The 19004-nt window shown below is 36.0% G+C and carries 18 protein-coding genes, 10 tRNA genes, 1 rRNA gene and 1 pseudogene; 8 read left to right on the top strand and 22 right to left on the bottom strand.

Annotated features, from left to right (window positions below; genetic code table 11):
- Positions 1–41 precede the first annotated feature (41 nt).
- From BLQ56_RS21105 to BLQ56_RS21095, 3 genes are read right to left on the bottom strand one after another with little or no spacing between them, the layout of a single operon-like run.
- Positions 42–842, bottom strand: coding sequence for a TIGR03943 family putative permease subunit (locus BLQ56_RS21105; protein ID WP_090859301.1), 801 nt, complete (start codon positions 840–842; stop codon positions 42–44).
- A gap of 14 nt (positions 843–856) precedes the next feature.
- On the bottom strand, positions 857–1858 hold the full coding sequence (locus BLQ56_RS21100; RefSeq protein WP_090859299.1) for a permease: 1002 nt from the start codon (positions 1856–1858) through the stop codon (positions 857–859).
- A gap of 46 nt (positions 1859–1904) precedes the next feature.
- On the bottom strand, positions 1905–2891 hold the full coding sequence (locus BLQ56_RS21095) for a CobW family GTP-binding protein (protein ID WP_090859297.1): 987 nt from the start codon (positions 2889–2891) through the stop codon (positions 1905–1907).
- A 286-nt stretch (positions 2892–3177) separates the two neighbouring features.
- Between BLQ56_RS21095 and BLQ56_RS21090 the strand changes: the two genes are divergently transcribed.
- The 7 genes and pseudogenes from BLQ56_RS21090 to BLQ56_RS21065 form a co-directional block, all read left to right on the top strand.
- The gene (locus tag BLQ56_RS21090) at positions 3178–4191 is read left to right on the top strand and encodes a metal ABC transporter solute-binding protein, Zn/Mn family (protein ID WP_238457337.1); all 1014 of its coding nucleotides are present in this window, start codon (positions 3178–3180) and stop codon (positions 4189–4191) included.
- 300 nt (positions 4192–4491) lie between these two features.
- Positions 4492–4659, top strand: a complete 168-nt coding sequence (locus BLQ56_RS21085; RefSeq protein WP_090859293.1) for an aspartyl-phosphate phosphatase Spo0E family protein — start codon at positions 4492–4494, stop codon at positions 4657–4659.
- Positions 4656–4769 (top strand): FbpB family small basic protein, encoded by a 114-nt coding sequence (locus tag BLQ56_RS23260; RefSeq protein WP_139163135.1) that lies wholly within the window; start codon positions 4656–4658, stop codon positions 4767–4769. The genes BLQ56_RS21085 and BLQ56_RS23260 overlap by 4 nt, the downstream gene beginning before the upstream one ends.
- Before the next feature lie 35 nt (positions 4770–4804).
- Complete coding sequence (locus BLQ56_RS21080; RefSeq protein WP_090859291.1) at positions 4805–5191, top strand: sporulation protein; 387 nt, start codon at positions 4805–4807, stop codon at positions 5189–5191.
- Positions 5192–5223: 32 nt separating this feature from the next.
- Positions 5224–5508 (top strand): YkvA family protein, encoded by a 285-nt coding sequence (locus BLQ56_RS21075; RefSeq protein WP_090859289.1) that lies wholly within the window; start codon positions 5224–5226, stop codon positions 5506–5508.
- A gap of 13 nt (positions 5509–5521) precedes the next feature.
- Complete coding sequence (locus BLQ56_RS21070) at positions 5522–6310, top strand: TerC family protein (RefSeq protein ID WP_090859287.1); 789 nt, start codon at positions 5522–5524, stop codon at positions 6308–6310.
- A gap of 19 nt (positions 6311–6329) precedes the next feature.
- Positions 6330–6500: pseudogene (locus BLQ56_RS21065) on the top strand (transporter associated domain-containing protein); the annotation flags it as partial.
- Positions 6501–6777: 277 nt separating this feature from the next.
- On the opposite strand, the gene BLQ56_RS21060 reads toward BLQ56_RS21065, so the two are convergent.
- Entirely contained in the window at positions 6778–7998 is a 1221-nt protein-coding gene (locus BLQ56_RS21060; RefSeq protein ID WP_090859283.1) for an MFS transporter, read from the bottom strand.
- A 334-nt stretch (positions 7999–8332) separates the two neighbouring features.
- Here BLQ56_RS21060 and BLQ56_RS21055 point away from each other — a divergent pair, with 334 nt between their 5' ends.
- On the top strand, positions 8333–8776 hold the full coding sequence (locus tag BLQ56_RS21055; protein ID WP_238457336.1) for a hypothetical protein: 444 nt from the start codon (positions 8333–8335) through the stop codon (positions 8774–8776).
- 241 nt (positions 8777–9017) lie between these two features.
- Here the strand turns inward: BLQ56_RS21055 and glmS are convergent, their stop codons facing one another.
- The 18 genes from glmS to rrf form a co-directional block, all read right to left on the bottom strand.
- Complete coding sequence (glmS, locus tag BLQ56_RS21050; RefSeq protein WP_090859281.1) at positions 9018–10820, bottom strand: glutamine--fructose-6-phosphate transaminase (isomerizing); 1803 nt, start codon at positions 10818–10820, stop codon at positions 9018–9020.
- Positions 10821–11249: 429 nt separating this feature from the next.
- Positions 11250–12599 carry a phosphoglucosamine mutase gene (gene glmM, locus BLQ56_RS21045; protein WP_090859279.1) on the bottom strand — a complete coding sequence of 450 codons (1350 nt, stop codon included), beginning with the start codon at positions 12597–12599 and terminating at the stop codon, positions 11250–11252.
- A 37-nt stretch (positions 12600–12636) separates the two neighbouring features.
- Positions 12637–13872, bottom strand: a complete 1236-nt coding sequence (locus tag BLQ56_RS21040; protein ID WP_090859277.1) for a CdaR family protein — start codon at positions 13870–13872, stop codon at positions 12637–12639.
- Entirely contained in the window at positions 13865–14686 is an 822-nt protein-coding gene (gene cdaA / locus BLQ56_RS21035) for a diadenylate cyclase CdaA (RefSeq protein ID WP_090859275.1), read from the bottom strand. The genes BLQ56_RS21040 and cdaA overlap by 8 nt, the downstream gene beginning before the upstream one ends.
- 188 nt (positions 14687–14874) lie before the next feature.
- Complete coding sequence (locus tag BLQ56_RS21030; RefSeq protein ID WP_090859273.1) at positions 14875–15504, bottom strand: anti-sigma factor family protein; 630 nt, start codon at positions 15502–15504, stop codon at positions 14875–14877.
- Between the two features lie 15 nt (positions 15505–15519).
- The gene (gene sigW, locus BLQ56_RS21025) at positions 15520–16083 is read right to left on the bottom strand and encodes an RNA polymerase sigma factor SigW (protein ID WP_090859271.1); all 564 of its coding nucleotides are present in this window, start codon (positions 16081–16083) and stop codon (positions 15520–15522) included.
- Between the two features lie 454 nt (positions 16084–16537).
- The gene (gene rocF, locus BLQ56_RS21020; protein ID WP_090859269.1) at positions 16538–17440 is read right to left on the bottom strand and encodes an arginase; all 903 of its coding nucleotides are present in this window, start codon (positions 17438–17440) and stop codon (positions 16538–16540) included.
- 218 nt (positions 17441–17658) lie between these two features.
- Positions 17659–17734 (bottom strand) — tRNA-Ala (locus tag BLQ56_RS21015).
- 12 nt (positions 17735–17746) lie between these two features.
- A tRNA-Gly gene (locus tag BLQ56_RS21010) sits at positions 17747–17821 on the bottom strand.
- 51 nt (positions 17822–17872) lie between these two features.
- Positions 17873–17945: transfer RNA gene (locus BLQ56_RS21005), tRNA-Lys, on the bottom strand.
- A 40-nt stretch (positions 17946–17985) separates the two neighbouring features.
- Positions 17986–18060 (bottom strand) — tRNA-Gln (locus tag BLQ56_RS21000).
- A gap of 253 nt (positions 18061–18313) precedes the next feature.
- A tRNA-Tyr gene (locus BLQ56_RS20995) sits at positions 18314–18397 on the bottom strand.
- A gap of 7 nt (positions 18398–18404) precedes the next feature.
- Positions 18405–18480 (bottom strand) — tRNA-Thr (locus BLQ56_RS20990).
- A 43-nt stretch (positions 18481–18523) separates the two neighbouring features.
- Positions 18524–18599, bottom strand: a tRNA-Val gene (locus tag BLQ56_RS20985).
- Positions 18600–18629: 30 nt separating this feature from the next.
- Positions 18630–18704, bottom strand: a tRNA-Glu gene (locus tag BLQ56_RS20980).
- Between the two features lie 17 nt (positions 18705–18721).
- Positions 18722–18794: transfer RNA gene (locus BLQ56_RS20975), tRNA-Thr, on the bottom strand.
- 9 nt (positions 18795–18803) lie between these two features.
- Positions 18804–18878, bottom strand: a tRNA-Asn gene (locus BLQ56_RS20970).
- 9 nt (positions 18879–18887) lie between these two features.
- A 5S ribosomal RNA gene (gene rrf / locus BLQ56_RS20965) occupies positions 18888–19003 on the bottom strand.
- Position 19004: the final 1 nt, after the last annotated feature.

Below are 19004 nucleotides of genomic sequence, written 5' to 3'. Positions count from 1 at the left end.
ATTAGCCTCGCACCTAGATTACGAGTTAACCTACATAACTTTTATTTAGGGTATATATATGGAGTTTTAGGGGGGGAGATCGCTTCCCACTTACTTACTTTTAGAATTAGACTTTCCCCTTTAGCTTCTTCTCTTACATCTAGAACTCCAATCAAATGAACCCAAGTATCTCTTTCTATTCCTAGAGAAACTCCATCTTCTATTATGATCCCTACAGCATGTGCATCTGCAACACAGTGTGTAACAAAGAACCTAGTAAGTATCGTATGTGCTTCCAAAGAATCGTTGGTTATAAATCCTTCTATCTTAATTTCCTTTCCTATAAAGAGGTCAGGATATGCTCCAATTGCAGAGAAGTATGTTGAGAAATTTTGATCATCAAATTCTAGAACAGGAGCTTGCAATAGTTCATTTATCTTTCTTGAATCAAACGAAGCCTTTTGATCCTCATCTTCAATTGTACATTGTTCTTGATCAGAATAAGTGATTCCTCGTTTAAGAGCCTCTGCTGCTCCTAAATCCTTTAGTGGAAATAACAAGCCTGATATAAGTGGTAAACATATAAGGGTATATGATAGGAACGTTTTAAATGAGAGATCCGCTCCATCATGACTACAACCCCAAGGACCACAAAAAGCATGATCATGGCTCTCTTTTTCTGATTCAAAGATTCTAGGAACCTGAATGAAAAAGAGAACAATAAAAAGAACAGAGGCAATTTGACTAAAATGAAGATAAGCAGGGTTTACAAATCGGGTAATATCGCCTGTTTTATGTAAAATAAAAATGAATGTGGCAAATACCAACAGAACAATGGCCTTAATTATATGCATCTTTTTCATGCAGTTTCTCTCCTTTAAATCCAAGGGTGAACCAAATATAATATTCCTGCAACTGTTCCAGTAATGATGACCATTAAAGTTAGAACAAATACGAATCTAAACACCGCCAGTAACATGATTGTGTTTTTCAAATCAAGCATGGGGCCATAGATGAGAAATCCAAGGAGTGAGGTATCAGAAAAAAGGTGATGGAAGGAAGCCGCAATAAAAGCATCTGCTTCAGAACATAAAGAAAGTAAATAGGCTAAACCCATCATCACAAAAGTAGAAGCTAAAACGTCTGTTCCACCTACATCAAGTAATGATTTAGTAGAGACGTAAGTCTGAACAAATGCAGCTAAAATGGCACCTAACACTAAAAACTTTCCCATATCAAAAAACTCGTCAATTGCATGGACGAACATCGCTTTCATCCTTACCCCTATAGGCCTCTTGCTTTCATTTAGCTCACTACTTACAAATGACAATTTACTTGGTTTCATCTGATTCGATTTGAATAAAATACACACAATCCCCGTAATGACTAATGCAATAAGTAAGCCTAGTCCCATTCTTAAACCTGCCATTTTTATATTCTCTCCAAATGCCATATAAGTAGAAAAAATAACAATCGGATTGATTAATGGGCCCGTCAGTAAAAAGCCTACTCCAGCAAACAAGGGAACTCCTTTCGCAATTAGGCGTCTAACAATGGGTACAATCCCACATTCACAAGCTGGGAACAATGCTCCGATTAGACAGCTAATTAACACCGCCGAAAATTTGTTTTTAGGTATTAACCTTTTTAGATGATCCTCTGAAACAAATACTTGTATAAACCCTGCAATAAAGACTCCTATTAATACAAAAGGTATGGCTTCAATAAATATACTTAGAAATATCATATTAAAGGTTAAAAATGATTCAGAAAAAACTAGATTGTGAATGGTTAAATTTTCTTGAAAATAGATAAGAAGAAATGCACTTCCAAGAAATATAAACCCGTATATCTCTACTAGATTGTATTTTATCCGCATTCTTTCTTTTCCTCCAGCCTATTTTCATAGCAAAACACTTAGTCGCTTATCGATTTTTCGCTTTAAATGTGTTGGAAAAATGAAGATGAATCTCTTCTACATTTAAACAATCACCAATTAATATAATAGTAGGTTGAGAGCGAGAGCTATTTTTCACTTTTTCCAGTATCATGTTTCCGGAGGAGAATTGAAAATGATATAATTCTACACAATCTTCTAGTTTTACAATTCCTTTGCCTCTTAAAACTGTTTTAGGTAGCTTTTTCAGCCATTTTTCTAATTGTATCTTATTCATATAAGGTAACTTGTCTATCCTAATCGCATTAATCGTGGAATGATGATGCTTATGTTGGCTATGACTACAATTCCCTAGTGGTTTACTTTCTATTTCTTCTTGAGCTACATGCACATGATACCTTTTTAGAAATAATTCTTTTAATGGACCCTCTCCAAACTTTGTTCTATAAACTGGCACATTATCCTTAATGGTTTCTTTCAACTTTTTTTCAATCTTACTAATAGACTTCTCCTCCATAAGATCCGTTTTATTCAATAAAACGATTGTAGAGCTTGAGATTTGTTCTTTTAATAGTTTGCGCACTTCTGATGTACTTGAAAAAATACTCTGATATTCAATATAGCCACTAGCATCTACAACGCTAATCATGGAACATAATTCAAAGAAATCTAAAAAGTTGGGGCTTATTAAGGTTTCTTCTATTTCTAATGGGTTGGCAACGCCTGTCCCCTCAATAAATAAGACATCTATATTCTCTTTTTCATTTTCAATGATAAACTGGACTAATGTTTCTTTTAAATCTTCCTGCATCGTACAACAAATACAACCATTTAATAATTCTTGTACATTTTTGCCTTCAAATAAAGAATTCTCTACATTGACATCTCCTAGTTCATTTAAAATAATTGCTGATCTTTGATTATTTCGTTCACATTCTTTTAGCATATTCAAAAGAACTGTTGTCTTTCCACTACCTAAAAACCCACTAATTATATATACCTGTATTTTCTTCAACCATATCGCCCCTTTAAAATGAATAATTTAAATCGTAATAATTACTATTTACACTCTAGCTTATTAAGATTCTTCAAAAATAGTACATATTATTAAAAAAGATGATCCAAAGTATTTAATAGTAAAAAATACAATTTTGGTTTACAAACGATCTTTCAATCCATATAATAAATCGTAATGATTACTATTTACTAGGTGTATGTCTTGCTATATTTACTATCATAATACCACCTAAATAGGAATGATTACTATTTATTTAGTGAACTTAAAGGGAGATGACTTTATTTTGCAATTTAAACAATCATTATCGGGTGTTTTAATCGTTCTATTTCTAATACTAGCCGGTTGTAATAACGAGCAAACAGACACATCCACAACAACAGTACAAAAAGAGGACGTCAAACAACTAAAGATATATACGACTATTTATCCGTTAGAAGACTTCACAAAGAGAATTGGCGGTGAACATGTCGATGTTGAAACGATACTCCCTCCAGGATCCGATGCCCATACATATCAACCAACGTCAAAACAGATGATTAACATAGCTGAAGCCGATGCATTTATTTATAACGGCCTAGGAATGGAACCTTTCTCCGAAAAAATTGGAGCAGCACTCAAGAATGAAAAAGTGCTAATAGTAGAAGCCTCACATGGGGTTGAAACAATCTCATTTGAGGAGGAAGATCACGGGCACGAAGACGATCATAACGATGAAGATAGTCACGAACACCCAGACAATCACAACGAAGATGATGAACATGGACACAGCCATGGAGATTTTGATCCTCATATATGGCTTGACCCTCATCGTTCCATTATACTCGCAGAAAACATCAAGAATACCCTTGTAGAACTAAGCCCTGATACTAAGGAGCAATTTGAGAAAAATTTTGAAACACTAAAAAGTGAGCTTAAAAATCTAGACAATGAATTTCATAACTTAGTTGCTTCAAAGAATCAACCAGAGATGATTGTATCTCATGCTGCTTATGGTTATTGGGAAGAAAGCTATGGCATACACCAAATTCCAGTAGCTGGTCTTTCTCAATCAAATGAGCCGTCTCAACAGGAACTAAAAAGAATCATTGATCTTGCAAAAGATAAGCAAATCAAATTCGTTATTTTCGAACAAAATGTCAAACCAATATTAGCTGAGGTTATTCGTAAAGAAATTAATGCTGAGCCACTTAAAATACATAACTTATCCGTACTAACAGAAGAAGATAAAAAAAATGGAGAGGACTTTTTTAGCTTAATGAGAAAAAACCTAGAAACACTAGATCAAGCATTAAATTAAACAGTTATGAATACATGGCAAAGTAGCCAACATAACGAATTTTCAAAATGTTGTTGACAAATCATAATATATAACATACTATTAGCTTAATCAATTAAATATGTTTCTCCTAAAGGGGAGTAGCTTTTACAGCAGAGTCGTCATTTCGGAGTGTATAACTCTCGGCTTTGTTGGCAACCATCACGTTGTTAGCAAGACCTTTACCAATCGGTAGAGGTCTTTTTGTATCTTTAAAACCTTTGCCAAATTATATGGCAAAGGTTTTTTTATATTTTAGACTTCGATAAGGAGACTAACAGTATGAATCATGACAAGATATTACTAGATGCTATATCAAAGGAAACAGAAAGATTGGCTGCAATTGTTAAAGCAAATGGCTTCACACATACAGAAACAGTCATACAAAGCCAGAAGCTAGACACACTGATTTGGAAATATCAATATGATCGAGGGGAGTACTTAAAATGAAGAAAAGCCATCAATCATTATCAATGTTAATTCTAAGAAACAAAGAAGAATTATTAAGAGATAAAACACGGATTGAACAAATTGAAAAGCGAATTGAAGATCGAATTTAAACAAACAAAACAAAATAATATGGAGGGCATATAAATTGTTACTAAGGAAATACATGTCTCTTTTAGGAATAGGCTCAGCAAAAATTGATCTTGTCTTATCTAAAGAATCCTATACTCCTGGTGAACTTATTAAGGGTTATTTCTTTTTAAAAGGAGGAACCATTGAGCAACAGCTTAAACGAATAGACTGTGATTTTGTAAGGATTCGAGAAGCGGGAGAAGAAGAAGCGATCTTAGATTCTACAACCATCTTGACTTCTACCCTTCTTCAGTCAGAAGAGTCTAACCAAATTCCATTTTCTTTCAAACTTCCATCAGAGTTATTACCTTCTGGTTCTGAAACAACATATCGTTTCAAAACGAGGTTACATTTTAAGGAAGGGGTTAAAAGTATAGACCAAGATCTCATTCAAATTGTTTAATATACGAATTAGTATTTTACTATAGGTAGGTGATGCTCTTGTTTAAATTCTTAAAAAGGATGAAGTTCGTTTTTAAATTTTGGAAAATCATCCCTTTTTCAAAAGATTTCTTTCTATCAAAAGAAGTAATGACACATCATAAGGCACTTGGAGCACTTATCATTCTAACTTATGCATTTTTTCCCTTTGATTTGATTCCTGACTTCTTCACCTTTTTCGGAATCATCGATGATGTTGTCATTGCAACGTTCGTAGTAGAAAGAATGGTGAAAATCGCACCACAATCACTAAAAGATAAATATAAGCTAGATAATTAGGGGGCAGTTTTAATTGGAATTTTCAATATTGTTTGAGTATGGTTGGGTATTAATTGTTTTAATTTTGTTAGAAGGTTTATTAGCAGCTGATAATGCTTTAGTATTAGCTATCATGGTAAAACACCTTCCTGAAGAAGAAAGAAAAAAGGCATTGTTTTATGGTTTAGCCGGAGCATTTGTCTTTAGATTAGCTTCGTTGTTCATGATTTCGTTTCTTGTTGATGTTTGGCAAGTACAGGCAATAGGAGCTTTATACCTATTGTTAATTGCGGCAAATCATATCTTAAGAAAAACGTTAATAAAGAAAAAAGAAACAGAAGAAAGCAAAAAGGAAAAAAAGAAATCAGGTTTCTGGGGAACAGTAATCAAGGTAGAGCTAGCAGATATCGCGTTTGCTATTGACTCAATTTTAGCTGCTGTTGCATTAGCTGTAACATTACCACACCTACCAATTGGAGAAATTGGCGGAATGAACGCAGGGCATTTCATCGTTATATTCCTTGGTGGTTTCATAGGATTAATTATTATGCGATTTGCCGCAAATATTTTCGTGGATTTATTGAGAAAGAGACCTTCTCTCGAGATAGCTGCCTTCCTAATTGTTGGAATGGTTGGGGTTAAGCTAACAGTTCTAACATTATCACACCCTGATATTGCGATAATTCCATATGGCTTCGCCCATTCATATACATGGAAAATCATGTTTTATGTGATCTTAATATCAATTGCTGTTGGAGGTTGGTTCTTGTCTAAGGAGAAAGTAGAAGCACCACTTGATGAAGAGGTTAAATTGAACAGCTAGACATGTAGAAGGAGAAGAATATGATACATTAAGCGGATTCTTTATCGGCCAACTTGGTTATATCCCGACTTTGGACCAAAAACCAACAGTAGAATTTCAGAACTTTGTCTTCCAAGTGGAGGAGATGGATGAGAAACGAATCATTCAGGTAAAAGTATTTAGTAAAGAGGGTATTTTACAAAGTGAATAATCTGAATAGAGGATTTGTTAATTAAACGGAGAAATTACTCTTATTTAGGAAAGAGCAATGAAACTACGTTAAATAGACGGAAAGATTCCTCCTATTAACTCAAAAAAAGCAAAAATGGGGAATTTTACTTTGATTAAACGGAAAAACTCCGCTTATATAAACAGAATCATATTTTATTCTGAAACTAACCGGAAAATATCCGCTTAATTTTGCAGAGGGGACATCACACAGCGGATGTCCCCTTTCATTTTGGAATGCAATCCCTAGATATATGTAATTACAATAAATAAGAACTTGGCTTATTACTTCTTACTAAAATTATTTTATTTAATTTTTCTGAGCTTAACAGCATTACCAAAATGAAAATCAAAATAAAAGTTGGCAAGATCCCAATGGTTGTATGTGACGCAATGAAACCAAGGAGAGGTGGCATAAATGTAGTGCCTGTATAAGCAATTGCCACTTGATAACCCATAATTGTCTGAGAATGTTTTTTCCCGAAACGTGTAGGAGTTTCATGCATCATGCAGGGAAAAATCGGTGCTAATCCCACCCCCACAATTATAAAACCAAGTAATGAGAAAATAACAGGCAGCGGTAAGAACAAAATAATAGCTCCAAATAATGCTGTAATTTGTCCTACTCTAATAAGAGTACGGTTTGCTATTTTAAAGGTAATAAAGCCCGTAATAAAGCGACCTAAAGTAATGCCTGCGAAATAAAAGGAAACCCACTGTGCAGCAGTTGCCGCATGTAAGCCTTTGACATTTACCAAGAAACTACTTCCCCAAAGTCCAATAGACGCTTCTACAGAACAATAAAACATAAAGGATACAAGAGCCAGTTTCACACCTCTAAGTTTAATAGGTTTTATATCTTTCGCATCTAAGTCATTAACGAAACCCATTGAATCATCGTTCTCTTCATCTACAGCATTTTTGTTGCTTTCCTTCACCTTTTTCCATAACGGTAAAGTTAAAAGAAGAATGACCACCAATACAAATTGGAGACCAAAAATAATAAAATACCCGCTTCTCCAAGATGCTTCTCCCATAATAAACTGAGCCATAATGAGAGGACCAAGTGTTGCTCCTACACCCCAAAAGCAATGCAACCAACTCATATGATGTGCCTTATAATTGTTAGCAACATAATCATTTAATCCTGTATCGATAGCCCCCGCTCCTAATCCAAGTGGAATCGCACATACAAATAACCATGCAATCGATGGAGCAAACTGAAATCCTAGCAAAGCACAAGCAGTCAAAAGGACGCTAACACATGTCACCTTGCCTGTTCCGAACCGCCTAAGCACCTTTCCACTAACTAAACTGGAAATAATTGTACCACCGGCAATCGTCATAAAAAGGAAACCAGCTGTCTCAAATGGCGCTCCAAAATCCAACTGCATGATAGGCCAAGCAGCCCCCAACAATGAGTCAGGTAACCCCAAACTAATAAAAGCTAAATATATGATGATTAAAAGGATTGTTGTCATATTTACTCCTCTCGTATACTATTTTTTAAAAATATAAAAATAAAGGTGTTTTAAATATAGATGTTATTCAATATTTGCGCTTCAATCATTGCGTCGAAGATCAAATTATCTTTTAATAGCGTTTATAAGAGATTAAACAGGTTTAACTATCTAACTTTATAAAAATTGATTTTTTGCATTCTTTCACATTAAAGTGAGAGTAATGGAAACGATAAATTCTAGGAGGTGTAAAATGGACGAACTTGGAAAAAAGATAGACAAAGTTTCTAACCAATTAACAGACCTGAGAATAGAGCTTTGGACTACCCATACATTGTTTACTTAGCAATGGTGGATGCTAGTCACTATTTGTGTTCTATCTCTTATATTATTGTTCATTTTTATTAAGAAGGAAAATGCTCTTTCTGCAATTGCCTATCTAGGTTTAATTTATATCTTTAATAAAAATTTAGATGATGTTGCTACAGCATTGGATTGGTACGATTATCGAATACAACTAGAACCAATCATACCAACAATGTTACCAGCAAACCTTTTCATAATTCCCATTGGCTTTTGTATCCTATATAGCCGTTATGAGCAATGGAAATACTTCCTCATAGCAAATAGTATTTTTGCAGCCTTAATTTCATATGCCACACTACCTCTTATGAAAATGGTTAATATTTATTCAGAAAAAAGTTGGAATGCACACTTATCATTTTTAAGTCTAATCATCATATCTATACTCAGCAAGGCTATAGTTGATCGATTAAAGTCCAAATATAAGACTGTTTGACTTCTTCAAAAGTATATATTAGTTCCTTCATTTCGTTGCCTGTCCAAACTATCTTGTTATAAATGAAAGTAAAATAAAAAAGATTAGTACTTTATCCCTATATTTAAAGGATGTTTTCAATACAGAAGAAAGATTATGTAATACAATAGTTAAGATATTCTAAGTTTCTAAAGAAACAACCCCTTTAGCAAATTACCAAAGGGGTTGTTGTTTTTTCTTTCATTTTAAATCACAGGTCTATTTACTCAACCGTAACAGATTTCGCCAAGTTACGTGGCTTATCTACATCACAATCACGGTGAAGTGCTGCGTAATAAGAAATTAACTGTAATGGAATGACAGATACAAGCGGTGTTAGTAATTCATTAACAACTGGTAAAACAAATGCATCGTCTTCTTCTTCAAGGCCCTTCATTGAGATGATACAAGGGTTTGCACCACGAGCCACTACTTCTTTTACGTTACCACGAATGCTTAAGTTAACGTGCTCTTGTGTTGCTAAGGCAATGATTGGTGTGCCTTCTTCAATTAAGGCAATTGTTCCATGCTTTAATTCTCCACCAGCAAATCCTTCTGCTTGGATATATGAAATTTCTTTTAACTTCAATGACCCTTCTAAACCAACATAATAATCAACTGCACGACCAATGAAGAAACAGTTACGCGTTGTTGCAAGGAAATTACGTGCAATTTCCTCCATTTCTTCTTTCGAATCACATAGTACTTCCATACCATTCGCAATGATTCCAAGCTCTTGACTTAAATCAAATTCTAAATTCACTCCACGAGCTTTACCAGCAACAGCTGCTAGAATTGATAACACTGCCATTTGAGCTGTATAGGCTTTTGTAGAAGCAACTGCAATCTCAGGACCTGCAAATAGAAGTAATGTATGATCAGCTTCACGAGAAAGCGTTGAACCAGGTACGTTTGTAATTGTTAATGTTTTATAGCCATGTTCTTTAACCTGTACTAATACTGAACGGCTATCTGCTGTTTCACCACTTTGTGAGATAAAGACAAACAATGGTTTTTCAGAAAGAAGTGGCATATTATAAGAAAACTCGCTCGCAACATGAACTTCAACTGGAATATGAGCCATTTTTTCAATGAACTGTTTACCAACTAATCCTGCATGATAACTTGTTCCTGCAGCGATAATATAGATTCTGTCAGCTTCATTAACAGCATCAATAATGTCAGCACTTATTGTCAATTCGCCTTGATCATCCTGATACTGTTGGATAATTTTACGAATCACCACTGGCTGCTCATCAATTTCTTTTAACATATAATGTGGGTATGTTCCCTTTTCAATATCACTAGCATCTAGCTCTGCAGTGTATGATCCACGCTCAACGATATCACCACTTAATGTCTTAATCGTTACTGAATCCTTAGTTACAAGGACAATCTCTTTATCCATTAGCTCAACATATTGATCAGTAACTTGTAGCATAGCCATTGCATCACTTGCAACAACGTTGAAGTTATCTCCAAGCCCTACAAGTAATGGACTTTTATTTTTAGCTACATAAATTTTCTCTGTGTTTTGCTTATCTAGTAAAGCAATCGCATATGATCCCTTTAATAAGCCTAAAGTATGACGAAATGCTTCTTCAACTTCTTTGCCTTCATTCACAAATTTCTCAATGATTTGAACGACAACCTCAGTATCAGTTTCGCTCTTTAGTTCCATATCTTTTAAATATTCTCTCTTAAGCTTTGAGTAATTTTCAATAACTCCATTATGAACAAGCGTAAAACGCTCAGACTCACTTTGATGCGGATGTGCGTTTACCTGACTTGGCACACCGTGTGTTGCCCATCTTGTATGACCAATACCAACGGAAGATTCTACATTAAAGTCAACTGTTTCACGAAGTACTGCAATACGTCCTTTTTCTTTGAACACATGCACACCGTTTTCGTTCATGATAGCAATTCCAGCTGAATCGTATCCACGGTATTCAAGCTTTTCAAGTCCCTTTAATAAGATTTCCTTTGTATCATTTTGACCAATATAACCAACAATTCCGCACATTTATTATGTCCTCCTAGTAAGTAGAGGCAAGAAAGTCGGGGACTTCCTGCCCCCTTATTATTTTTTATTTGATTAATCATATCCCTCTCTTTGTACAGGGAGTTGCCTCCTTGTTTTTAAAGAAGAATTTACGGTCGTGATTGTTTCAACCGGGAGGTATCCGCCGAACATTCGATAACCCTCCTCCTCGTCAACTAGGATGACTTTCGATCGTCCAACCTAGTTCAGGCGCTTTTTAAAACTCTCTTATTTGCTACCCTCTCTTTCTACACATTAATAAAGACACATCATTTATATTAACACGTTTTTTCAAATCGTCAATTATGATATGTCTAAATTAGTAATAATTTGGTTAATTTTTACTATACAGTATAATATGCATAAGGTACCTTTACCGTGCACCTTATGCATAATTTGATTAATTAGGTTTTATTCTTTTAATCCCATCTCTTCTGTTACCACTTCAACAATACGGCTTACATACTCTTCACATTGCTCAGTAGTAGGTGCTTCTGCCATAACCCGAACGAGCGGCTCTGTTCCTGATGCTCTAACTAAGATGCGTCCATTTCCATTCATTTCCGCTTCGACTTCTTCGATAATGGTTTTTATTTTCACATTATCCAATACATGATATTTATCAGTTACCCTTACGTTCACTAACTTCTGGGGAAATTTTGTCATTTCTGCAGCTAGTTGAGATAATGGTTTTTTTGTTAACTTCATAATATTCAATAGCTGTAATCCTGATAACAAGCCATCTCCGGTTGTATTATAATCAAGGAAAATAATGTGTCCAGATTGTTCTCCACCAAGATTAAATCCATTTTTACGCATTTCTTCAACAACATAACGATCTCCCACAGCAGTTTGAGCAGTTTTAATGTCTGCAGCTTCAATCGCTTTATAAAAACCAAGATTGCTCATAACTGTAGATACAACTGTTTGATGCTTTAGTCGACCATATTCATTCATATACTTTGCACAGATGAACATAATTTGGTCACCATCAACAATATCTCCATTTTCATCAATTGCAATTAAGCGATCACCATCACCGTCAAAAGCCAATCCAACATTTGCTTCCTTTTCTTTTACAAACGCTGCTAAGTTCTCAGGGTGTGTCGATCCAACACCGTCATTAATATTTAAACCGTTTGGTGAGCTTCCAATCGTTGAAACATCTGCATCTAGATCAGCAAATAAGTGTGTAGCTAAAGATGATGTTGAACCATGAGCACAATCTAGTGCGACGTGAAGTCCAGAGAAATCTTCATCAACTGTTTGTTTTAGAAATTGAAGATACTTTTGACCACCTTCAAAATAATCATTCACTTGACCTAAATCTGCTCCAATTGGTCTTGGAAGATGATCTTCTGTTTGATCAAGCAATTCTTCAATTTCTTTTTCTTGTTCATCAGATAATTTAAACCCATCTGAACCAAAAAATTTAATTCCGTTATCTGCTACTGGATTGTGGGAAGCTGAAATCATGACACCAGCCTCAGCACCTAATGCCTTTGTTAAATAGGCAACTCCTGGTGTTGTTATAACACCCAGTCTCATTACTTCCGCCCCAATTGATAGAAGTCCTGCAACTAAAGCTCCCTCTAGCATATGTCCTGAAATCCTTGTATCTCGACCAATAAGAACCTTTGGACGATTCTTATCTTTCGTTAGAACATATCCTCCATAACGGCCTACCTTAAATGCTAATTCAGGAGTTAGCTCACTGTTTGCTATCCCTCTAACTCCATCTGTACCAAAATATTTACCCATCTATAAATCGCTCCTTTATAAACCTACTAACTAAACATCAGCTCTCAGTAATTTGAATCTTTATTTTTTCCTTTGGTAGACGCCATGTTATATTTTGTGGCCCATTCACTTCAATTGGCACCTCGTGTTCACCAACCCCTAGATTGGTTACATTAATATATAACTCTATATCCACAGGCCTAATTTCTTTCAATATGTTTGTAGCACCTAGAATGGAAATATCGAGAGTAGATGTTTCTGGATCTAGGTATTGAATCGCTAACCCTGTTCCTAATCCAACACTTTGAATCGGTAGATTGGTTAGGTTCCGTTCATCTTCTTGCTCAACATCCACGTTTATTTGAATTGTTTCAGGTGACATCTTCTCTACTCCATCTGGTAGTGGGATTGCAATTTCTAGTGTAGTATCCTCTGTAATTTCGTCCAGATTGACAATAATGTCATCAATGAATTCAATCGATTCTATTACTTCTTTTGGACCATAAATAGTTACTTCACTTGGAGTTGCTTCTAAGGCTACAATGCTCAAACCTTCACCCAGCGCTCCTTCACGCTTGATTTTAAATGGGACCTTTTTACTTGGACTCGTTATCGGAATCGTTACTTCAACCACGGATGGTTCGACTGTAACTGGCAAAGCGTTCTGATTCTTGTCATATACAGCAACCCTTGATTCTTCGACGATGGACTCATTTACATTTTTCAAATCTACAAGAGCCTTAACAAGCGCAATTTCTTCAATTTGATCTCTAGCTCCAGTAATTTTAACGACACTTGGCTTCACAATTGCCTGTTCTGCAGTATAGCCTTCTGCTACTTGGCTTGGATTTAAATATTCCACTTCTACAGGAAGTTCTATTGTCACTTTTTCTTTAATTTCTACAGTCACTTCAGAAGGTTCTATTTTTACACTTATTTTATCTGATATATTTTTATATTTTAATTCAACCTTATGTGTGCCTATTTCATAATTTGTTAAGTCAACATAGACCTCTATATCTCTTTGGAGTGCTGCCGTTTTAGTTACTCCAACAGGTCCTTCAATATTGACTGTCACAGTTTCTGGTAAGCCTGTAACAACATGAGACTCTTCATTATAATTAACGACAACTGGAATATCTCTCATGAGCTCCACATGATCATTTGAGGTTGCCAGCCCTAATGGACTAAATGATTCAGGTTGCATTTCAAAACTAACTGAGGTAAACAACAACAGGGCTAGAACTAATGCAACAATTCTCATAAACCAATGGTTATTCATAAATTTATCCATTTTTCTTACCCCTCCATTGCCAGCGTGTTGAGGAAGGCGAACCATGATTTACATTTAATTCTTTTTCTAACAACTCACGTAAAGGATCTTGTTTTAAATCCCGATGTAGCTCACCATTTTTTGTTAAAGAAATACTGCCGGTTTCTTCAGAAACAACAATGGTTAAACTATCTGTTACTTCGCTTACTCCAAGTGCTGCTCTATGGCGCGTCCCTAATTCCTTTGAAATGAAAGGACTCTCCGATAATGGTAAATAGCATGCTGCTGCGGCTACCTGATTCTTTTGTATGATGACTGCTCCATCATGTAGTGGTGTATTAGGTATAAATATATTGATAAGTAATTCTGATGAGGCACTAGCATTTAGCTGGATACCCGTTTCTATGTAATCACTCATACCTGTTTCTCGTTCAATCGAAATCAACGCCCCTATTCGCCGTTTCGCCATATAATCAGTTGATTTAAGGAGAGCTTCAATTAGCTTAGACTGATGTTCATCTTCATCAGAGCCTGTCCTTGAAAAGATCTTTCCGCGCCCTAATTGCTCTAAGGCTCTCCTTAATTCAGGCTGAAATATGATTATAATTGCCAAGAATCCCCATGTAAGGGCTTGGTCCATTAACCACTGTAAAGTATGTAATTCTAAAAAAGCACTTAACATGCGAATGAGAACGATGACAATGATCCCATTGACTAACTGAACTGCTTTTGTTCCTCTAATCACCATAATAAGCTTATATATTACATACCAAACAAGGAGAATATCAATTATATTCGAGAGATAGTTCAAAATGGGAAAATCTCCAAATGGCATTATCACACTTCCTCTATATTAAATTCCATCCTTATTTTAAGTATAACTCACTCATTATATCATAAATCTTTTATATCATGATTTCAAACCACAACCACCCTAATCTAATAAAGGAGCGTATGAGCATAATCATGAAAGAAAGAGCCACATAAAGTGACTCTTCCTATTACTTAAAAACCAACATTAATTTATTCCGTTACCTTTCCATCGTCGAAAACATTGACAACGTCTTTAACTGTATTCTTCATATGAAACCACAGCCAATCAAATAGTTCATTTACTTCTTTTATTTCACCAGTTACAGCCCCTGCTGATGCTAAATATTTCTCACCATTAATAATGGTCAAATCCCCTTGAATTTCGCCCTCAATTACAATCGTACCATTCTTAACCGTTACATTACCTTCTATTACTTCACCTTCAGGAACAATAACCTTATCGTTTTCAATTACAAGATTAGGTTGTTTTGTAACCGAGAAGTTCTGGTCATTATTCCAAAGTGAAAAAACACTACTTGTCATTAACAGTATAAATAGAGAAGCTGCTGTTAAGACTGGATGATTTTTAAACCACCTATTAAAGCTGACTGTTTTCTTTTCCTTTGGTAAATTTGCCATTACCTTCAATGTAAAGTCGCTAGGTGCTTCAATATGGGATGTACTTTGTACAAGGGCGATTGACTTTTTTAGTTCATGGAAATGTTGAGAGCACTCCTTACATTCATCCAAATGTACTCTTAACTGCTTTTCTTCCTCAAAGGTTATCTCTTCATCGAGATATTTATGCATTAATTGAATTGTGTCAATAGGACAATTCATTCCTCTCACTCCTATTTATACATGTCGTAGCTGATGTCTAAGTGCTTCGCGTCCCCTATGAATCCGAGTTTTAACCGTCCCAATTGGTAGATCTAATATTTCACTAATTTCTTTTAATGATAGTTCCTCAATATACTTAAGGACGATCACTGAACGGTATTTCGCTGGCAACTTTAAGATAGCTACTTGTATAGTTTCTTGCAACTCTAAGCTTTCCACCTTCTCTTCTGGAAGCATTCCGTCTGCGGCTACTTGAGAGTATAAGGTCAACCCTTCTGCTCCAGCAACTTCAGCATCCAAATAGAAATCTGGCTTCTTTTTACGCAACCGATCAATTGAGAGGTTAGTTGCAATTCGATAAAGCCATGTTGAAAACTTTTTATTAATATCATAGCTATGAATATTTATATATGCTCTAAGGAACGCTTCCTGAGAAATATCCTCCGCCTCGTGCCTATTTCCTACCATCCGATAAGATATTTGATAGACTTTATCCTTGTATAGTTCCACAATTTCTGCAAATGCGTTCTGGTCACCTTTTCTGACTTGTTTTATTCTGTTTTTAATAATTGTTTCCATATTTTTACCTCCGCTCATCTGCGGCTATATGTATTTACGAACGTATTTTAAAAAGGTTTCACTTAATCCTCATTTATTTTAACAAAAAATAGGTAATTAATGTTAAAAATATAAAAAAAGATAGGTAAATTTTAGACACAAAGCTTATGAATTATTAAATTCTTGGAAAATAAAAAAAGACGTGCCCCATTCACACGTCATTTCTTTTGGTTCTTTTCGCAAACTTTGTATGTTTTAGACATATAGTATGGAATTGGCGATACAAGCAGGATGAATACACGTAGACTCCTGTGGGACCAGTGGCCAAATTGAGACCCCGGAGGAGCATAAGCGACGAGGAGGCTCACTAGGCACCCACCGGACGCGGTGTGTATTCAGCCTGCGGTTTTACAAGCAATAATTTATACGAAACCAGCCTTTGTTTATGATTATGAGACACCTCTAATTTTTACGGTTAAATCAATTTCTCCCCAAATAAAGAGCCCATTAATGCAACAGCAACAGAAGCTGTTTTATTTTTATCATCTAAAATTGGATTTACTTCTACAAATTCAGCAGAAGTGATAAACTTCGATTCCTCTAACATCTCCATCGCCAAGTGACTTTCTCTATAACTTATCCCACCTAAAACTGGAGTCCCTACTCCAGGTGCATCATGTGGATCCAATCCATCTAAGTCTAGAGACAAATGAACACCGTCTGTCCTATCTTTTAAGTACTCAATTGATTCTTCCATTACCTTAGTCATGCCAAGACGATCAATTTCATGCATTGTATATACTTTAATTCCCAATTCTTTAATTAGCTTTTTCTCACCATCATCTAATGAACGTGCACCGATAATAACAATGTTTTCAGGTTTAATTTTAGGGTTATTTCCGTATAGTTCAGTTAATCTAGAATCACCAATTCCAAGACTCACTGCTAATGGCATACCGTGTATATTTCCAGAAGGTGACGTCTCAGAGGTATTAAGATCCCCGTGAGCATCATACCAAATTACACCCAGATTATTATAATGTTTTGATAATCCTGCTAATGTACCGATGGCAATACTGTGATCGCCACCAAAAACTAGCGGAAATCGTTTTCGACTAATTGTGTTATCAACTTCTTTTGCTAATTTTTCACTTGCTAGGGCAACTTCTTTTAAATTTCTAAGGCTATTATTTTCTTGAATTCCTTTACGGTCCACTCGTCCAATCACAATATCACCCAGGTCTTCAATATTATAGTTAAGGTCTTCTAATCTTTCAACAATACCAGCGTACCTAATAGCACTAGGTCCCATATCTACACCACGTCGTAATTGACCCAAATCCATTGGAACTCCAATTATTGAAATATTTTTCTCCATAACTCTCCCCCTCACCCTTTCCTCTATTTTATCTTTAAACGTGTACATGACTCAACTCAACAAAAAAATGAATATATATACAATTCAGAAAATATAAAATGTATAGCTGAAAGGTAAGAGGAGTTATTATCAAAACTCCAAATAGATTATTGACAATGCTATAATTTTGACAATAAAAAAAACATTAAATCTTATGATTTAATGTTGGATATATGTATTGGTGGAGCCTAGCGGGATCGAACCGCTGACCTCCTGCGTGCAAGGCAGGCGCTCTCCCAGCTGAGCTAAGGCCCCAAAATGAAATTCTGGAGCGGAAGACGAGGCTCGAACTCGCGACCCCCACCTTGGCAAGGTGGTGTTCTACCACTGAACTACTTCCGCTTAGAAAAGCGCAATGCGTCCGCCTATCGGCTTACTGTATTAACTAAAAAATGAGCCATGAAGGACTCGAACCTTCGACCCTCTGATTAAAAGTCAGATGCTCTACCAACTGAGCTAATGGCTCACAATAAGAATGAAGTCTTAATTGTTAATTATAAAAAAAATGGCTGGGCTAGCTGGATTTGAACCAACGCATGACGGAGTCAAAGTCCGTTGCCTTACCGCTTGGCTATAGCCCATTGAATAATCATCGTGAATCTCATCCTCGAATACGCTACATGAATTAGCACCGCAAGAGGATATTTTGGGATATTTCAGAAGGAAATATCGTCGACATTCCTTTATACTAATTGAGAATAAGTATTTCATTTCTTTATAAGGTCTATCTTTACTCAAGTCAGTACGAATTTAGACTTAGTATTTCATACCTTCACATAAAAAAATCTGTCCAATTCTATCCTTAGTAGCATAGAATATAACAGTTTTTAAAAATGGTGGAGGGGGGCAGATTCGAACTGCCGAACCCTAAGGAGCGGATTTACAGTCCGCCGCGTTTAGCCACTTCGCTACCCCTCCACTATAATGGTGCCGGCGATAGGAGTCGAACCCACGACCTACTGATTACAAGTCAGTTGCTCTACCAACTGAGCTACACCGGCATAAAAGTTAAAAGAATATATTTTTGAATTTATATGAATAAAATGGTGGAGGATGACGGGATCGAACCGCCGACCCCCTGCTTGTAAGGCAGGTGCTCTCCCAGCTGAGCTAATCCTCCATAAAGTATTATCATTTAAAAAAATAATATTGGTGACCCGTACGGGATTCGAACCCGTGTTACCGCCGTGAAAGGGCGGTGTCTTAACCGCTTGACCAACGGGCCATAAAATAATTTTCGTAAGCTTCCAACCGGACTTGAACCGGTGACCTCTTCCTTACCATGGAAGTGCTCTACCAGCTGAGCTATGGAAGCAAAAAAAAATGGCTCCACAGGTAGGACTCGAACCTACGACCGATCGGTTAACAGCCGATAGCTCTACCACTGAGCTACTGTGGAATGGTATCAGCCTAGCGATGTCCTACTCTTGCAGGGGGAGTCCCCCAACTACCATCGGCGCTGAAGAGCTTAACTTCCGTGTTCGGTATGGGAACGGGTGTGACCTCTTCGCCAAAATCACTAGAC

Source organism: Litchfieldia salsa, from assembly GCF_900104555.1.
In the GTDB taxonomy this organism is placed as follows: Bacteria; Bacillota; Bacilli; order Bacillales; family Bacillaceae_L; genus Litchfieldia; species Litchfieldia salsa.
The sequence above is the reverse complement of the archived record's forward strand: the minus strand, read 5'-3'. Positions and strand labels throughout refer to the sequence as shown.

Coding starts and splice junctions, on each gene's coding strand:
- BLQ56_RS21105 (WP_090859301.1), bottom strand. CDS start 842: ATGAAAAAGATGCATATAATTAAGGCCATTGTTCTGTTGGTATTTGCC.
- BLQ56_RS21100 (WP_090859299.1), bottom strand. CDS start 1,858: ATGCGGATAAAATACAATCTAGTAGAGATATACGGGTTTATATTTCTT.
- BLQ56_RS21085 (WP_090859293.1), top strand. CDS start 4,492: ATGAATCATGACAAGATATTACTAGATGCTATATCAAAGGAAACAGAA.
- BLQ56_RS23260 (WP_139163135.1), top strand. CDS start 4,656: ATGAAGAAAAGCCATCAATCATTATCAATGTTAATTCTAAGAAACAAA.
- BLQ56_RS21075 (WP_090859289.1), top strand. CDS start 5,224: ATGCTCTTGTTTAAATTCTTAAAAAGGATGAAGTTCGTTTTTAAATTT.
- BLQ56_RS21060 (WP_090859283.1), bottom strand. CDS start 7,998: ATGACAACAATCCTTTTAATCATCATATATTTAGCTTTTATTAGTTTG.
- BLQ56_RS21055 (WP_238457336.1), top strand. CDS start 8,333: ATGCTAGTCACTATTTGTGTTCTATCTCTTATATTATTGTTCATTTTT.
- glmS (WP_090859281.1), bottom strand. CDS start 10,820: ATGTGCGGAATTGTTGGTTATATTGGTCAAAATGATACAAAGGAAATC.
- glmM (WP_090859279.1), bottom strand. CDS start 12,599: ATGGGTAAATATTTTGGTACAGATGGAGTTAGAGGGATAGCAAACAGT.
- BLQ56_RS21040 (WP_090859277.1), bottom strand. CDS start 13,872: ATGGATAAATTTATGAATAACCATTGGTTTATGAGAATTGTTGCATTA.
- cdaA (WP_090859275.1), bottom strand. CDS start 14,686: ATGCCATTTGGAGATTTTCCCATTTTGAACTATCTCTCGAATATAATT.
- BLQ56_RS21030 (WP_090859273.1), bottom strand. CDS start 15,504: ATGAATTGTCCTATTGACACAATTCAATTAATGCATAAATATCTCGAT.
- sigW (WP_090859271.1), bottom strand. CDS start 16,083: ATGGAAACAATTATTAAAAACAGAATAAAACAAGTCAGAAAAGGTGAC.
- rocF (WP_090859269.1), bottom strand. CDS start 17,440: ATGGAGAAAAATATTTCAATAATTGGAGTTCCAATGGATTTGGGTCAA.